Origin of the sequence: Hymenobacter nivis (genome assembly GCF_006439025.1) — a bacterium.
In the GTDB taxonomy this organism is placed as follows: domain Bacteria; phylum Bacteroidota; class Bacteroidia; order Cytophagales; family Hymenobacteraceae; genus Hymenobacter; species Hymenobacter nivis_A.
Window position 1 is genome coordinate 784,767 of sequence record NZ_RCYZ01000002.1, and the last position, 15,704, is coordinate 800,470.

The 15,704-nt window shown below is 65.9% G+C and carries 12 protein-coding genes; 8 read left to right on the forward strand and 4 right to left on the reverse strand.

The window, feature by feature from the left end; genetic code table 11:
* Positions 1-160: 160 nt before the first annotated feature.
* Genes EAH73_RS07815 through EAH73_RS07825 form a run of 3 tightly spaced genes read left to right on the forward strand, consistent with a single transcriptional unit; the run spans position 161 to position 6,203 of the window.
* Positions 161-3,322 carry a SusC/RagA family TonB-linked outer membrane protein gene (locus EAH73_RS07815; RefSeq protein WP_140465907.1) on the forward strand — a complete coding sequence of 1,054 codons (3,162 nt, stop codon included), beginning with the start codon at positions 161-163 and terminating at the stop codon, positions 3,320-3,322.
* Between the two features lie 26 nt (positions 3,323-3,348).
* Positions 3,349-4,902 (forward strand): SusD/RagB family nutrient-binding outer membrane lipoprotein, encoded by a 1,554-nt coding sequence (locus EAH73_RS07820; RefSeq protein WP_140465908.1) that lies wholly within the window; start codon positions 3,349-3,351, stop codon positions 4,900-4,902.
* Positions 4,903-4,931: 29 nt separating this feature from the next.
* The gene (locus EAH73_RS07825; RefSeq protein ID WP_140465909.1) at positions 4,932-6,203 is read left to right on the forward strand and encodes a hypothetical protein; all 1,272 of its coding nucleotides are present in this window, start codon (positions 4,932-4,934) and stop codon (positions 6,201-6,203) included.
* A gap of 93 nt (positions 6,204-6,296) precedes the next feature.
* On the opposite strand, the gene EAH73_RS07830 is transcribed toward EAH73_RS07825, so the two are convergent.
* Together EAH73_RS07830 and EAH73_RS07835 are read right to left on the reverse strand one after the other, a co-directional pair.
* Positions 6,297-8,096, reverse strand: a complete 1,800-nt coding sequence (locus EAH73_RS07830) for a glycoside hydrolase family 10 protein (RefSeq protein ID WP_140465910.1) — start codon at positions 8,094-8,096, stop codon at positions 6,297-6,299.
* Positions 8,097-8,150: 54 nt separating this feature from the next.
* Complete coding sequence (locus tag EAH73_RS07835) at positions 8,151-8,423, reverse strand: hypothetical protein (protein WP_140465911.1); 273 nt, start codon at positions 8,421-8,423, stop codon at positions 8,151-8,153.
* Positions 8,424-8,612: 189 nt separating this feature from the next.
* On the opposite strand from EAH73_RS07835, the gene EAH73_RS07840 reads away from it, so the two are divergent.
* Both EAH73_RS07840 and EAH73_RS07845 read left to right on the forward strand, forming a co-directional pair.
* The gene (locus EAH73_RS07840; protein ID WP_140465912.1) at positions 8,613-9,461 is read left to right on the forward strand and encodes a hypothetical protein; all 849 of its coding nucleotides are present in this window, start codon (positions 8,613-8,615) and stop codon (positions 9,459-9,461) included.
* Between the two features lie 11 nt (positions 9,462-9,472).
* Positions 9,473-10,315 carry a rhomboid family intramembrane serine protease gene (locus EAH73_RS07845; RefSeq protein ID WP_140465913.1) on the forward strand — a complete coding sequence of 281 codons (843 nt, stop codon included), beginning with the start codon at positions 9,473-9,475 and terminating at the stop codon, positions 10,313-10,315.
* A 207-nt stretch (positions 10,316-10,522) separates the two neighbouring features.
* On the opposite strand, the gene EAH73_RS07850 is transcribed toward EAH73_RS07845, so the two are convergent.
* On the reverse strand, positions 10,523-11,725 hold the full coding sequence (locus tag EAH73_RS07850; protein ID WP_140465914.1) for a T9SS type A sorting domain-containing protein: 1,203 nt from the start codon (positions 11,723-11,725) through the stop codon (positions 10,523-10,525).
* A gap of 621 nt (positions 11,726-12,346) precedes the next feature.
* On the opposite strand from EAH73_RS07850, the gene EAH73_RS07855 reads away from it, so the two are divergent.
* From EAH73_RS07855 to EAH73_RS07865, 3 genes are all read left to right on the forward strand, one after another.
* A complete protein-coding gene (locus tag EAH73_RS07855; protein ID WP_193560191.1) occupies positions 12,347-13,051 on the forward strand; it encodes a VIT1/CCC1 transporter family protein in 705 nt (234 codons plus the stop codon).
* A gap of 80 nt (positions 13,052-13,131) precedes the next feature.
* Positions 13,132-14,139, forward strand: coding sequence for a zinc-binding dehydrogenase (locus EAH73_RS07860; RefSeq protein ID WP_140465915.1), 1,008 nt, complete (start codon positions 13,132-13,134; stop codon positions 14,137-14,139).
* A gap of 169 nt (positions 14,140-14,308) precedes the next feature.
* A complete protein-coding gene (locus EAH73_RS07865) occupies positions 14,309-14,572 on the forward strand; it encodes a hypothetical protein (protein ID WP_140465916.1) in 264 nt (87 codons plus the stop codon).
* A 106-nt stretch (positions 14,573-14,678) separates the two neighbouring features.
* On the opposite strand, the gene rfaD is transcribed toward EAH73_RS07865, so the two are convergent.
* Complete coding sequence (gene rfaD / locus EAH73_RS07870) at positions 14,679-15,647, reverse strand: ADP-glyceromanno-heptose 6-epimerase (protein ID WP_140465917.1); 969 nt, start codon at positions 15,645-15,647, stop codon at positions 14,679-14,681.
* Positions 15,648-15,704 lie beyond the last annotated feature (57 nt).

Consider the following 15,704-nt stretch of genomic DNA (forward strand, 5'->3'; position numbering starts at 1 on the left):
TTAGCGTTTTCAGTGTGAACAAAAACATTTGCGCCGGGGCCCTGCGTGCAGCTCTTTCCCGGCGCAGCAGCCCCGATTGGCCCCGCGGCGCGGCGCAGTCCCGCGTCGGGGTCCTATTTTTTGCCTCTATCCTTTCATTTCCAACCCCCAAGCTACTGCTATGAAGAGACTTTACTTAGCGGGATTCCTACTGGCGGCGGAGGCCGCGCTGGCCCCCGGGGCCCGGGCCCAAACCACGGCCCCCGCCGGCCGCACCGTCACGGGCACCGTGGTGGGCAGCGTCGATCGGCTGGCCATTCCCGGCGTGAACGTGCTGGTGAAGGGCACCAACCAGGGCACCGCCACCAACGCCGACGGCCGCTACTCGCTGGCCAACGTGCCCGAGGGCGCCACGCTAGTATTCAGCTTCGTGGGCTACAAATCGGTGGAGCGTCCGGCCACTACCGACAACCTCGACGTAGCCCTGGCCGCCGACGCCAGCGGCCTCGACGAAGTGGTGGTAACGGCCTACAACATCAAGCAGGACCGGCGCACGCTCGTCACGGCCGTGCAGGAAGTGCAGGGCAAAGACCTCATCGACTCGCGCCAGACCAACGTGGTGAACGCCCTGCAAGGCAAGGTGGCGGGCGTGAACATCACCTCCTCGGGTGGGGCCCCGGGCGAGGGCGCGGCCATCGTCATCCGCGGCGGCACCTCGCTCGACGGCGATAACCAACCGCTGTTCGTGATTGACGGCATGATCATGGACAACAGCTCGTTCCAGGAGAGCACGGCGCCCGGCGGCGGCTCGGCTTTCAACGGCCTGCTGGGCCGCTCGGTGGGGGCATCGAACCGCGCCGGCGACCTCAACCCCGAGGACATTGCCAGCATGACCGTGCTGAAGGGCCCCGCCGCGGCCGCCCTCTACGGCCTGCGCGCGGCCAACGGCGCGGTGGTGATTACGACCAAAAAAGGCTCGGCCGGCCGCACCACGCTCAACTACCGCAGCCAGGTATCGGTGGACCAGGTAAGCCGCCTGCCCAGCGTGCAGGGCCAGTACGGGCAGGGCTCGAACGGCATTTTCGATGGCACCAGCCGGCAGTCGTGGGGGGCCCCCTTTGCCGCCGGCCAGCCGGTGTACGACAACGTGGGCAACTTCTTCCAGAAGAGCACCACCCTCCAGAACTTCCTCACCCTGTCGGCCGGCTCGGACAAGTCGTCGTTCTTCGCCTCGGCTTCCAACCTGCACCAGAACGGCGTGGTGCCCAACAGCTCCTACGACAAAACCACGGTGCGCCTCTCGGGCTCGGCCACCATTTCGCCCAAGCTGAGCGTGACCGGCTCGGCCCAGTACCTGGGCACGGCCAGCGCGCGGCCCTTGCAGGGCCCCGGGCTGTTCGGCTCGTCGGGCGGCTTTTTGCTGAGCGTGCTGAACTGGCCGCGCAACGACGACGCCCGCAACTACCTCAACCCCGACGGCAGCCGCCGCCGCCTGCTGGCCGTGGGCAACGGCACCGACGCCGACGCCGACAACCCGTACTGGTCCACCGAGAAAAACCCGCAGACCGAGGGCACCAACCGCTTCATCGGCAACGCGCAGCTCACCTTTTCGCCCACCAAGTGGCTCACGCTGAGCCACAACCTCGGGTCCGACTTCTACACCACCACCAGCACTTCGGTGCGGGCGGTGGGCACCTCGCAGGTGGGCAACCAAAACGGTGGCATTGCCAAAACTGTGGACCAGTTCCGGCTAATTACGGCCACCACGCTGGCCACCCTCAGCCACGATTTTGGGTCGCACCTGGGCACCTCGCTGGTGGTGGGCAACACGATTGAGGAAAACAAGGACCAGGCGGTGGACTACATTGGCCTGATTTTCCAGAACCCCGGCTTCATTGGCCTCAACAACACCGTGAACCGGGGGGCCCTGCAGCGCGACGCCACGCGCCACCTCATCGGCACCTTCGCCCGCCTGAGCACCACGATTTACGACCAGCTGTTCCTCGAATTTCAGGTCCGCTACGACAAGTCCTCCACGCTGCCGCGGCCCGATGAGAGCAAGATTTACGGCAAGGGCTTCCTCTACGGCTCGGCCGGCCTGGGCTACGAGTTCACCAAGCTGCTGGGCCTGGAGCAGAACAACATCCTGAACTACGGCAAGATCCGCGCCTCGGTGGCCGAGGTGGGCAAAGACACGGGGCCCTACCGCGTGCTCTCGGCCCTGACGCAGAACACCTACATCGGCGGCGGCTTCCGCAACGACTTCTTCGGCTCGAACCCCAACCTGAAGCCCGAGCGCACCCGCACCTACGAGGTGGGCGCCAACGTGCAGTTCCTGAAAAACCGCCTGGGCCTGGACCTGAACTATTACTACTCGCGCACCCGCGACCAACTCATTGCCCCGCGCGTGAGCCAGGCGTCGGGCTTCATTTTGCAGTACATCAACGGCGGCATTGTGACGAACAAAGGGGTGGAAATCAGCCTCACCGGCTCGCCCATCCGCAACGCGAACGGCTTCAACTGGGACGTGATTGCCAACTTCTACCACAACACCAACAACGTGGAATCGCTGCCCACGCCGCTCACCGTGGTGTACCAGTCCGACACGTTCATCACCGACGTGCACGAGGGCGGCGCCTTCCCGGGCAAGGCCATTTCGGGCCTGGCCGCCACCGACTTTGTGCGCGTGACCGACCCCAACAGCCAATACTACGGCCAGATGATCATCGGCGCCACCGGCCTGCCGTCGGTGAGCACGGCCTTCATTTACGCCGGCAACCGGGCCCCGCGCTTCACCACGCAGCTCACCAACACCTTCACCTACAAGGGCTTGAGCCTGACCAGCCTGCTCGACTTCCGCGTGGGCGGCGTGGTGGTGAACGGCAACGACTGGTACCAGACCGGCGTGGGCACCTCGGTGCGCACCGCCGACCGCTACAAGCAAGTCGTGTTCAGCGGCGTAACGTCGACCACCAACCCCGACGGCACCGTGACCTACGCCCCCAACGCCCGGCCCACCGAGCTGACCCAGAGCTACTACCAGAACGTGCTGGCCCGCGCCGGCACCGCCTTCGTGGAGGACGGCTCGTGGGCCCGCCTGCGCTACGTGGCCCTGAGCTACGGCCTGCCGGTGCGCTGGCTGGGCGGCGCCTCGTCGTTCCTGAAAGGGGTGGACCTGAGCGTGACCGGCCGCAACCTGCTGCTGTTCACCAAGTACAGCGGCGCCGACCCCGAAACGGCGTCCTCGGGCGCCGGCGTGCGCGGCGGCGGCTCGGGCGGCATCGACTACGGCAACGTGCCCGCCACCCGCGGCGTGGACATGGCCGTGCGCGTGACTTTCTAAGCGAACCTTTCCTTTAGCTATCGACGATGAAAAACTACCTATTTGGGCTGGGCTTGCTGCTGGGCGCGGGGGCCCTGGGCGGGTGCGAGAAGTACCTCGACGTGAACACCAACCCCAACAACCCCACCACCTCAACGCCGAACTTCATCCTGCCGGGCATCATTTCCAACGGCATCCAAACGCAGATGTTCACGGCCCTGCGCACGCCCTACATCACGCAGTACGTGGTGGGCCGGGCGGCCGGGCTGGCCATCGACGGCTATTTCCTGACCAACGCCCAGAGCACCAACACGTTCAACTACTCCTATTTCCAGTCGGGCGGCAACATCCCCGGGATGCAGGCGGCGGCCGTGGCCGAGGGCTCGCCCTACTACGTGGGGGCCGGCGAAATCATGCAGGCCCTGATTCTGGCCCACGCCACCGACATGCTCGGCGACGTGCCCTTCAGCGAGGCCTACCAGGGCGGGGCCAACTACACGCCCCGCTACGACCCCCAGCAGGACCTGTACACCAACATCAACACGCTGCTCGACGACGGCATTGTGCAGATGAGCAAGGACGCCGGCCAGAACTTCCGGCCGCTGTACGCCACCTCGCCCAGCGAGAGCGGCGACATCCTGTATAAGGGCAACACCACCAAGTGGGTGCGCTTGGCCTACGCCCTCAAGGCGCGCCAGGCCCAGCACCTCACCAAGAAATCGAGCTACGACCCGGCCGCCGTGCTGGCCCTGTGCGACAAAGCCTTCCAGTCGTCGGCCGACGACGCGCAGCTCCAGTACCAAACGCCCGTGTCGCCGATTGTGGGCACGACCAACATTTTCGGCGTCACGCGGGCCAACTTCGGCACCGCCACGTTCTCCACCAACTTCATCAAGTACCTCAACGGCACCACGTTCCCGGGCGTCACGGATCCGCGCTTCGGCGTGATGGCCCCCACCACCAGCGTGGGCGCCAACCCCGGCGTGGGCACCAGTACCACCGCCAACCTCACGCCGGGCGTCACGCCCGTCGTCACCGACTTTTATGGCGGCTGGTACGCCCGCGACCTCGCCGGCTACTTCGAGGTGATTACCTACCACGAGCTGAAGTTCATCGAGGCAGAAGCCGCCTTCCGGGCCGGCAACAAAGCCAGGGCCCTAAAAGCGCTTAAAGAAGGCATTGCGGCCCACATGCGCAAAATCGGCGCCGGGGGCACGTTCTCGCCGCCCGCCGTCACGCTGCTGGCCATTACCGAGGCCCAAATTGCGGCCTACCTGGCCAGCGCCGCCGTGCCCCAAACGGAGGCCGACCTCACCACGCTGCGCCCCATCATGGAGCAGAAGTACATCGCCATGTTCCTGAACCCGGACTCGTGGTCGGACCTGCGCCGGCTCGATTTTGACCCGAGCATCTACGTCAACTTCGTGTACCCCGTGAACGCCAACTCCGTGCTGGCCAGCAAAACCGACCCCACCCTGCGCTACCCGCGCCGCCTGCTGCCGGGCGCCACCGAGGTGCTCTACAACCCCGCCGAAATTGCCCGCATTGGCGGCAACGACGCCGACTACATCACCCGCCCGATGTGGTTCGACTCCAAATAGGGCCCCCACGGACTTAGCTTTTCCTTCCCATGAAAATCACTTCTCTCCAATTGCTGGGCGCGGCGCTGGCCCTGGCCGGCTTGGCCAGTGGCTGCAAAAAAGACATCGACACCTATTTTACCGAGGTGGGCGGCCAAATTCCTACGCTGCGCAGCGTGGTGGTCACGCCCCAAGTAGGCTCCGGCACGGGCACCAACCTCAAGCTGACCACCGGCGAAGTGGTGCCGATTGAAGTGCAGTTTGCCCAGCAAACCTCGCCGCTGAAGCAGGTTGTGATTCTGCAAAAAATCGAGCCCAGCCGCGACTCCACCATCGTGCAAACCATCGCCTACGCCCCGGCCTTCTCGAAGCGCAAAAACGCCGATACGCTGGTGGTGAACTACGTGGTGCCCGCCGGCGCCAACAAGGCCAACGTGCGCGTAGATGCCCGCGTGGACGCCCAAAACGGCCAAACCAAGTACGCCAGCTTCAACTTCCGCCTGGCCGAAGCCACGCCCACCGTGGCCGTCAACTCGGGCCCCACCAACGTGACGCTCGGCACCGCCTCCACCGGCAACGCCCCCGGCGACGTGGTGCGCTACAACCTGACGCTGAACGCGGGCGGCATCACCACGGCCTCGGCCAGCACCGCCACCGGCATTTTGTACAAAGACCTGGACAGCCTGAACGTGTACGCCAAGGTGGGCACCGCCGCCGAGCGCCGCATTGACCGCCGCAAGCTCACCGCCACCGGCGCCGCCACCACCCTGAACGTGGACGAGCCCCTGCCCGCCGGCAGCGCCGGCCAAATAGTTACGTTCCGTTTCGAAGCTACCGTTAGGGCCCCCGCGCGCCGCACCTCGGCTACGCCGGCCACCGGCGTGGCCGTGGGGGCCCCCACGGCCTTTAGCAGCACCGTGCGCACCGGCGCGCTGGCCTACGCCGGCACCACCGGCGGCGACCTGGCCGCCTACGACCTGACCACGTTCGCGCCCGTCGCCGCCGCTTCGGCCGTCACCACGAAGGACCTCACCATCAGCAGCACGGCCAGCAACGCGGTGCAGCTTAGGGCCCTGAACACGACTCGCTTTGTGCGCTCCACCACTGCCGTATACACGGCGGCCACGCTCACCAGCGTGCGCCAAGCCTACACCGCCGCCGCCACCACGGCCCAAGTTGCCACCCTCGACAACATCGTGGTCGGCGACGTCATCCTGGTAAAACTGCGCGGCCTCGACCAGTACGAAGCCCTGCAAGTGACGGCCATCAACCGCACTTCTACTACTGATGTGACGGTGAGTTTCAGCATCAAGGCGCTGTAGCCCGCCAGGGCCCCCAGCCAAGCAAAAGGCCCTTCTCCGCGCGGAGAAGGGCCTTTTGCATTAGCAGGCGTGGAGGCTGCGAGCCCGCTACTCTCAATCACCCCCGCCAAAAAGGCGGCCGAAGAAGCCGCGCTTCTTGGTTTTCGTTTTGACTTTGAACTTGGTAGCGTTGTCGGGCTCGGTGGGCTGGCCCAGGGCCCCCAGCTTGGGGAACGTGAGGGTGGAGGTGCCCGGCGCGGCGGCGGGCGCGGGCACCACGGCCGGGGCGGGCGCGGCGGCCAGGCCGGGCATCGCGGCCATTACGATTTCGGTAGGCAGTGCGCCGTTGGTGCGCAGGTTCACGGGGCGGCTCTCGTTGTGGAGGCGGTCGACGGCGGTGAGGTAGTAAGCGTAGGAGAGGCCCTCTTGGGCCGTGGTGTCGATGAACGTGGTGCCGCGGCCGGGGGTGGCGCGGGGCAGGCCGATGATGTAGCGCGGGTCGTCGGGGGTGGGGTATTCGCCGGGCCCGAAGCGGTAGAGCACGTAGTAGGCGGCCACGTCGCCGTCGGTCGCCGGGGGCCCTGGCTGCCAGCTCAGCGTGGCCACGCGGCCGGCCCGCGTGAGGGCGAAGCCCGCCACGGGGCGCGGCGGCACGGCGTCCATCCACGGCATGGTGGGCACCAGGGCGGGGGCCCTAAACAGGTCCAGGCGCAGCGAATCGGTGGTGTGGAGCGGGTTTTCACGCAAGGATTTGGCCGAGAAAAACACGCTGCCGCTGGCTTCGCCGGCGTAGCTGCGGTTGAGGCGCACTTGCCGGGGCAGCTCGCGCGGGTTGCGCCAGGTGGTGTCGGAGCGGGTGCTTTCGAGCATCCGGTAGGTGCCGTGGCCGATGTAGAGGTGGCGGCCGTAGCGGTTGCGCGTCCACCAATCGAGCATGGTTGCGTAGGGCACAAGCCGGAAATTGGTGCTCCAGTACAGCTGCGGCACCACGTAGTCGATCCAGCCTTTTTGCAGCCACAGGCGCGTGTCGGCGTACAGGGCCGAGTAGCTGGGCTGGCCGGCGCGGGTGTCGGAGCCGTTGGGGTCAGCCGATTTGTTCATCCACACGCCGAAGGGCGAGATGCCGAACTTCACCCACCGCTTGGCCGTGCGGATGCTGTCGTGCAAGTCCCGGATTAGGATATTGACGTTGTTGCGCCGCCAGTCGTCGAGCCGGGCAATGTCCTGCTCGGGCCGCTGGGCAAACGTGGCCTCGTCGTGAAACACCAGCTTCGGCTCCTGGTAGGGGTAGAAGTAATCGTCGAAGTGCACCGCGTCGATGTCGTAGCGCCGCACCACGTCCATAATCACGCGGGTGATGTGGGCGCGCACCGCGGGCAGGCCGGGGTTGTAAAGCAGCGTTTTGCCGTACCAGATAAACCACTCAGGATGGGTGCGGTATGGGTGCAGGGCCCCCAGGCGGCGCGTCACGGTATCGAGGCTGGCGCGGTAGGGGTTGAACCAAGCGTGGAATTCCATGCCGCGCTTGTGGGCCTCGCTGATGAGGTAGGGGAGGGGGTCGGCGTCGCCGACGGGGCCCCGGCCCTGCTGGCCGGTGAGCCACTTGCTCCAGGGTTCCAGCTCCGATTTATAGAGGGCGTCGGACGCGGGCCGGATTTGCACGAAAACGGCATTCAGGCCTGCCCGTTGGCCGGCGTCGAGCAGGCGGCGGTACTCGGCCCGGTACTGCACCGGCGACTCGCCACGGGCAGTGGGCCAGTCGATGTTTTCAACACTGGCAATCCAGAAGCCGCGCAGCTCGCGCTTGGGCGGCGGGGCGGCCAGCGAGTCGGTGGGGCCCTGGGCCCGGGCCCCCAGCCCGCCCAACAGCAGCAAAAAAACCAGCAAAACGGGGCGTCGCAGCACTACAAGCATTCCGGCGGGAAAAGTGGAAAGGATGCAAATTACGACGCCCCGCGGGCCCTAGCCTCAGGAGCCGGTCAGCTCGGTGTCGGTTTTGGGCTGGTCGGGGCCCCCTTCGAGGCCGTTGGTTTGGCTGGCGTCGCCGTAGTCGCCGCGGATGCCGGCACCGTCGCCCATGTTTTCCTGGGTGCTGTTGGGGATGGCGCCGTCGTCGGCGGTACCGGCCTCGGGGTTGCCGCTGGCGTTCTGGTCTTTGTCAACGCCTTGGTTGGTGGCGGGGCCCCCGGTGGTGGCGGTGTCGGGGCGGGGGTCGGTGGGGTTTTGCTCAGGAGCGGGCATGGCAGGGAAAGGAAAAGTGAGGCATAAAAGCCGCGCGTCCGGCGGCTTCGTGCGAAGGTTTACGGCGGCGCGCGGCCGCGGTTTGGGCGCGGCGCGCGAACTTGGGGCAGCGTTGCCGCGCCGGGGCCCCCGGCGGCCGGCGCGGCAGCGCCCGTTTCTATTCCCCCGCATCCCCTTATCCCTATTTCCGTGGCCGCTGCTGCTTCCGATTTCTATTCGCAAAAGACCGACGCCGAACTGCTGTTTTTCGTTGAGAATCCCGCCCAATACGCGCCCGAGCTGGTGGCCGGGGCCGCCCAGGAGCTGCGCCGCCGCGGCGTGGCGCTGCCCGGGGCCCCCGCGCCCCTTGCGGAGTACACCGTCCCTGTAGCGGATGCCGCCGCGCCGCGCACTTGGCTCAAGCCTGTGGCCCTCGGCCTGGGGCTGCTGGTGCTGGGCGGCGGTACCTACTGGCTCAAGCAAAACAGCGACGCCGAGGCCGACGCCGCCCGGGCCCGCCTCGAAGCCAAGCGCCGCCTGCCCCCGCCCAAGCTGGAGGAAGCTCCCACCCACGCCATCCCCAACTACGACGGGGCCGTGGCCCGCACCATTGCCCAGCAGCTGCGCCCGGTGCCCGCCGCCGAGCAGACCGATGCCCAGCAGATGCGCCAGTTCCGCGAGCTGGCCAAGCGCTTCTGGACCGCCGAAACCCAGACCGAGTACCTCACCGGCCTGGCCGAAACCGGCAAGACGGGCCCCGAATTTGCCGAGCAGGCCCGGCTGGTGCGCGAAGCCTGGCAGTCCTGGAACCGTGCCACTATGTACGGCTACCGCTTCGGCCCCACGCTGAAAGCCCAGCTCCAGCGCATGAACGACGCCGCCAGCGGCCAGCAGCACATCCTCACCGACCTGCCCGCCCTGCTGCCCGAAGACCGCTTCCGCTCCGACAAGGAAATCGTGAACCGCACCCTGGACGTGCAGGATGCCATGGGAGGCCTCGTGCCGGTGTCGCCGGTGTCGGGGCAGCCCTACAAGCGCGTGGTGCTCAGGGGAATGTAGCCGCGGGCCCCATGGAAGACGCCCCCGCCGCGCCCGACGCCGGCACCGCCCGCGCCCTGGCCCACTTCGCCGAGCGGCCCGATGCCGAGCTGTTTTACCTGGCCCAAAATGCTGCCCGCTACCCGCCCGCCGTGGGTGCCGCCGCCGTGGCCGAGCTGCAGCGCCGGGCCCTGGTGCCGGCCCCCGCCGCGCCCGCCGGGGCCCCGGCCGCGCCGCCGGCCCCCACCGGCTGGGGCCCCACGCTGCGGGGGCTGCTGCCCTCGCGCCGCTTCTGGGCCACGCCGCTGCTGCTGGCCCTCAACCTGCTGGTGTGGGCGGCCATGACGGCCAGCGGCGTGTCGGCCACCGACCCCACCGGCCACGAGCTGGCCCGCTGGGGCTCCAACGTGAGCAGCCGCACGCTGCCCGGCGAGCCCTGGCGGCTGCTCACCAGCGTATTTGTGCACAGCGGCGTGGCCCACCTGCTGCTCAACGCCCTCAGCCTGTGGCTGCTGGGCGTGCTGCTGGAAGCCCGGGTGGGGGCGGCCCGCCTGCTGGCCGTGTACCTGGCCAGCGGGGTAGCGGGCAGCCTGGCCACGCTCTGGTACCACCGCAACGGCATCAACTCGGTGGGGGCCAGCGGGGCCATTTTCGGGCTCTACGGGCTGCTGCTGACCCTGCTGCTCAGCAAAAAGCTGGTGCTGGATAAATTCGACCGCCGCGCCATGCTGGGGCTGGTGCTGTACCTGGTGCTCAGCAACTTGGTGGCCGGCCTGTCGGGCAATATCGACAACGCCGCCCACCTCGGCGGCCTGCTGCTGGGGGCCCTGGTGGCCGGCCCGCTGGCCCTGGTGGGCCTGCGCCCGACCGAGTAACACGGTAGCCCCAGCGGGGCGGCCTGCCGTTAGCAAGGCGTGGCACTTGAAGGATAAGCCCCGGCGGGGCGACCCAACCAGCCGCACTGGCTTTGGGTCGCCCCGCCGGGGCTTTTGAATACAAACTTCTTGGGTAGCGCTACCGACGGGCCGCCCCGCTGAGGCTGAAAACGCGGCTTTACCTGATGCCTAGCCGATAAAGCCGCCTTAGCCGCCCAGCAGCATCTTCTGCACCAGCGTGCCGGCCTCGGTGGTGAAGTAGAGGATGTACATGCCGGTGGCCAAGTTGGGCCGCACTTGCTGGGCCGCGCCGTTGCGCAGCTCAATGCGCTGCCGGTACATGCGGCGGCCGCTGATGTCCGTCAATTCCAACATGCCCGACTCGATGTTGGCGGGCTGCACCTTGATGAAAAAGTTGCCGTTGTTGGGCACCGGGTACACGCTCACCACGTAGGGCACGGGCACAATTTCCACCGCCTTGATGGGCGAGTACACCGGCGGCCGGTCGCTGCGCAGCTGCTGGAGGCGGTAAAAATTCAGGCCGATGGCCGGCTGCACGTCCACCGCTGCGTAGCTATGGGGCCCCGGCGCCGCGCCGGGCTGGCGCAGCAGCTCCGTAAATACTACGCCGTCCGTCGATTTCTGCACCACGAAGGCCGTGCTGTTTTCCTCGGCCTCGGTGGCCCAGCTCAGGTCTACCCGCAGGTTGTTGGCCACCGCCTCAAACCGCGTGAGTACTGGCCGCAGGGGCCCCGTGGGCTGGGCGTATAGCACGCCGTTGGGCACCAGTTGCTTGGGCATGTTGGGCCCGGCGTATTGCAGCACCAGGCCCTGGCTGCCGCCGTGTTCGCCGTACAGCACCCGCACGGTGTGCAGGCCAGCCGCCAGGGTGCGGGTGCCCGTCGTTTCGCGGAACGGGAACGTATCGCCCTGGTTCGTCGCCACCGGCTGCGGGTTGCCGTCGAGGAAGAGGTAGGCCGCATCGTCCGAGCCCAGGTAAAACGTATGGGGCCCCGCCGCCGTCACGTATAGCTGCCCCCGGAAGCGCCCGCTGAACTCGTCGGGGTTGCCTGCCCCGCCGTAGTACGTGGCCACCGGCCCCACGCCAAAGTTGTCGGTTTCGGCCTCCGCAAAGTTCAATTGCTCCACCGGCCGGTTGCTGACGACGGGGGCATTAGCCGTGAAAAACCCCAGCACGTCGTAGAAGTAGCCGCGGTAGTAGTCCGCCGTCAGGCCCGGGGTGCCCACCGGGGCCGTGGCCGGTTGCGCCTGGGCCCCCACTGCCAGCCAAAACAGGCCAAAACAAAGAAGCGCGCTGCCCCCAGTGCCCCCGCCCAGGGCCCCGAAAACTGCGCCGAGGCCACGCTTCACTACTGCCGTAAGCCACGGCTTGGGGGTCAATATTTTCATAGCGGTGGGATACTGCAAAAGGGTAGATTTCGCAGTGCTCAGAAGGGTAAGTAGTGCTCTCCTATCCAGGATTAGCACTATTTTGAAGGGATAAGTTTGCCTAGGCTCCGTGCGGGTAAAAAAGCGGAGCCAAAAAGGGCGGCAAAGGATTGAATTTGTACTGATTTTATCATAAAATAACTGATTTTAAACATAAAATGCAACTTGGGCCGGATGCCGGACTGCGCAGGTTCTAACTTAAAATTTGCTTAAATCCTGTACTTGGTATAGTAGATATCTAATTGTTGCTATTTTAATAAAACTGAAATCGTTTTAATTTTAAGAAGCTACAAGGCAGCTGTCTAGTTTGTACTTAACCACTTTTGGCCGGTACTATTTAGCTGCGGTGCCTCCATTTCCCCGGGTTAAAGCTGAGGAGTTCAAAGAAGGTGCCACATCGTGCAAAAGGCAGTTGGGCAGGGGTAATTTATTTTTGGCTTTTTCCAATGCGGCAGCTGGGCCACTGGCTCGCAGCGGGGGCCCTGGCCCCGGCAACCACCTGCGCCGCTTGCCCCGTAAAAGCACCGCTGGGCCCCCATGGGCTCTAGCCCGCCCCCTTTTTCTACCGCTCGCCCACGTCCCATGCCACCCTTTATACACACCGAACACCACCTGACTAGCTCGGCCATGCTGCAGGACATCGTCATTGGCCTGTCCGACGGCCTGACGGTGCCCTTTGCCCTGGCCGCTGGCCTGAGCGGGGCAGTGCAGTCGTCGGGGCTCATCATCACGGCCGGGCTGGCCGAAATCGTGGCCGGTTCCATTGCCATGGGCCTTGGCGGCTACCTGGCCGGCCGCACCGAGGTAGACCACTACGCCGCCGAAGTGGCCCGCGAGCACGAAGAAGTGCGCACCGTGCCCGACGTGGAGCGCCGCGAGGTGCAGGAGCTACTGGCCGAAATGGGCCTGAGCCCCGCCACCCAAGCCCTGGCCGTCAAGGAACTAACTGCCGATCCGCAGCAGTGGGTCCGGTTCATGATGAAGTACGAGCTGGGCCTGGAGGAGCCCGACCCCAAGCAGGCCCCTAAAAGCGCCGCCACCATTGCCGGGGCCTACGCCGTGGGCGGCCTGGTGCCGCTCAGTGCATATTTTCTCACCGCTACGCCCCAGGCGGGGCTGCTCTGGTCGGGCGTCATCACGCTGATGTGCCTGCTGGTGTTCGGGTATTTCAAGAGCCGCCTCACCGGCCAGGCCCCGGTGCTGGGGGCCCTGAAGATGGCCGCCACCGGCGCCGCGGCAGCCGGTGCCGCGTTCTTCGTAGCGCGCCTGGTAAGCGGCGGCCATTGAGGCCCCTGCGGCACGCCGGCCGTTAAACTTCGTAGCAGCAGCCAGCTTCTAGGGTTTCATTTCTCACTTCTTCTCTTCCCATGCAAGCCATTCAACTCGATGCCGTGCACCAGCCCGTGGTGCTGCGCGATGTGCCCACGCCCACGCCCGGCCCCGGCGAAATCCTCGTTAAACTCCACGCCGCGGCCCTCAACCACCGCGACGTTTGGATTCAGCAGGGCCAGTACGCGGGCATTGCGCTGCCCTGCACCCTTGGGGCCGACGGGGCCGGCGAGGTGGCCGCCTGGGGCCCTGGCGTGCCCGCGGGGGCCCCAGGCGTGGGCCGCTCGGTGGTGGTGTACCCGGGACTGCGCTGGGGCAGCGAGCAGCGCGCCCAGGCCAAAGATTTTGTGGTGCGCGGCATGCCCGACCCCGGCACGTTTGCCGAGTACACCGTGGCGGCGGCCGAGTACGTGCGGCCGCTGCCTGCGCACCTCAGCGCGGCCCAGGGCGCGGCGCTGCCGCTGGCGGGCCTCACGGCCTACCGGGCGGCCTTCAGCCGGGCGCAGGCCCAGCCCGGCGAGCGGGTGCTCGTCACGGGCATTGGCGGGGGCGTGGCCATTGTGGCGGCGCAATTATGCGTGGCGCGCGGCTGCGAAGTGTGGGGCACCTCAGGTAGCGACGAGAAGCTGGCCCGCCTGCCTGCCCTGGGCCTGCGCGGCGGCATCAACTACAACGCCGATAACTGGGTGAAGGACCTGGTGAAGCAGGCCGGGGGCCCCTTCGACGTCATCATCGACAGCGCCGCCGGAGCCCCATTCGGGGCTCTACTCGACGCCGCTGCACCCGGTGGCCGCATCGTGTTCTACGGCGGCACGCTGGGCAACATCCCGCAAATTCCTCCGGGCAAGGTGTTCTGGAAGCAACTCAGCATCCTGGGCTCGTCGATGGGCTCAATGCAGGATTTCGACGACCTATTGGCGTTGGTGGAGGAGAAGCAAATCGTGCCCATGGTGGACGAAATTTTCCCCCTGGCTGAGGCCGAAGCCGCCCTGCGCCGCATGGAAGCCGGCCAGCAGTTTGGCAAAATCGTGCTGCAAATGCCGTAGCACGGCGCGGGCAGTATCTGAGCTTTTAAATAGCTTTTAAATAACTTTTATACTGCTGATATACAGCGAGTAATATTTCATCTTGGGGCCCCTATATTGGAATGAAAAACCGGTGTTTTTGGTTAATTAGACAACCATAAACCACTGCCAAAACCCGTCCGCTCCCGCCATGAAAGCACCCGCCGAATACCTCGCCCCGCACGTATTTGAAGCCCGCCGCCCGCGCCGCGACCTGCAACCCGTAGTGGCCTATCCCGACGCCCTGCGCGCACTGGAGCAAGCCCTGGCCGACGCTGAGAAATACAAGTACCTGCTCATGCGCGCCCTGCGCCGCCACGCCGACGACGCGGCCCCGCGCCCGGCCGCCCCGGCCTTCACCGAGGCCCCCGTACTACCCATGTACCCCGCTGCCGACCAACGCTTGGCGGCTTAGCGCGCACCAATTGGTCCGTAAAAAAACCGCCGGCTGGAGAGCCGGCGGTTTTTTCTTGTTCAGCCACCGTTCAAAACGCCAGCACCTGGGGCCCCATCGCGGCAGCCTAATAGTACCGGTCGGGCAGTAAATACTGCTGCACGTAGTCGCGGATGCCCTCCTCCAAGGTAGCAAAGGCGTTGGGGTAGCCAATGCTGTGCAGCTTGCGCATGTCGGCCTGGGTGTAGTACTGGTACTTGTCGCGGATGTCCTCCGGCGTGTCGCGGAAGCGGATGTCTACCGGGGTCCCCAGCGCTGTGAACGTGTTCATAGCCAGATCCATAAACGTGCGGGCCGTGCCGCTGCCTAGGTTGTACAGGCCCGAGTCTTTGCGATGGTTCAGCAGGAAGAAGCACACTTCCACCACATCCTTCACATACACAAAATCGCGCATCTGGCCGCCGTCCACGTAGTCGGGGTTGTGCGATTTGAAGAGCGTCATCGAACCGTTCTGCTGAATCTGCTGGAAGGCGTGGAAGATAACCGACGCCATGCGGCCCTTGTGGTACTCGTTGGGCCCGTACACGTTGAAAAACTTCAACCCGGCCCAGAAATATGGCTTCTCCGACTGCTCCACGGCCCAGTTGTCGAAGTCATTCTTAGACTCGCCGTAGGGGTTCAGCGGGCGGTAGAGGGGCAGTAGCGCGTCGTCGGCATCGGAGTAGCCCAGGGCCCCGTCGCCGTAGGTGGCCGCCGAAGAGGCGTACACCAGCGGTAGCTGGTACTGGCAGCAAGCCAGCCACATCTGCTTCGAATAGTTCAGGTTCAGCAGGTCGAACACGGCGGGGTCCATCTCCGCGGTATCGGTGCGGGCCCCCAGGTGAAACACAAATTCTACCTGCGCGTGGTGCTCGTCGAGCCACGCAAAAAAATCCTCGCGGTCCACGTACTCGCGCAGCTTTTTGCCTTCGAGGTTGCGCAGCTTTTTTTCCACCGAGAAATTGTCAACAACCACTACGTCGTTGAAATTGGCCGCGTTGAGGCGGGAAACGAGGGCGCTGGCAATAAAGCCCGCCGCACCAGTGACGACTATCATAAGCGAGAAAAGATGGGGCCCCAAAGGTAGGGCCCGCCCGCCCGCGGGGCCCCACCG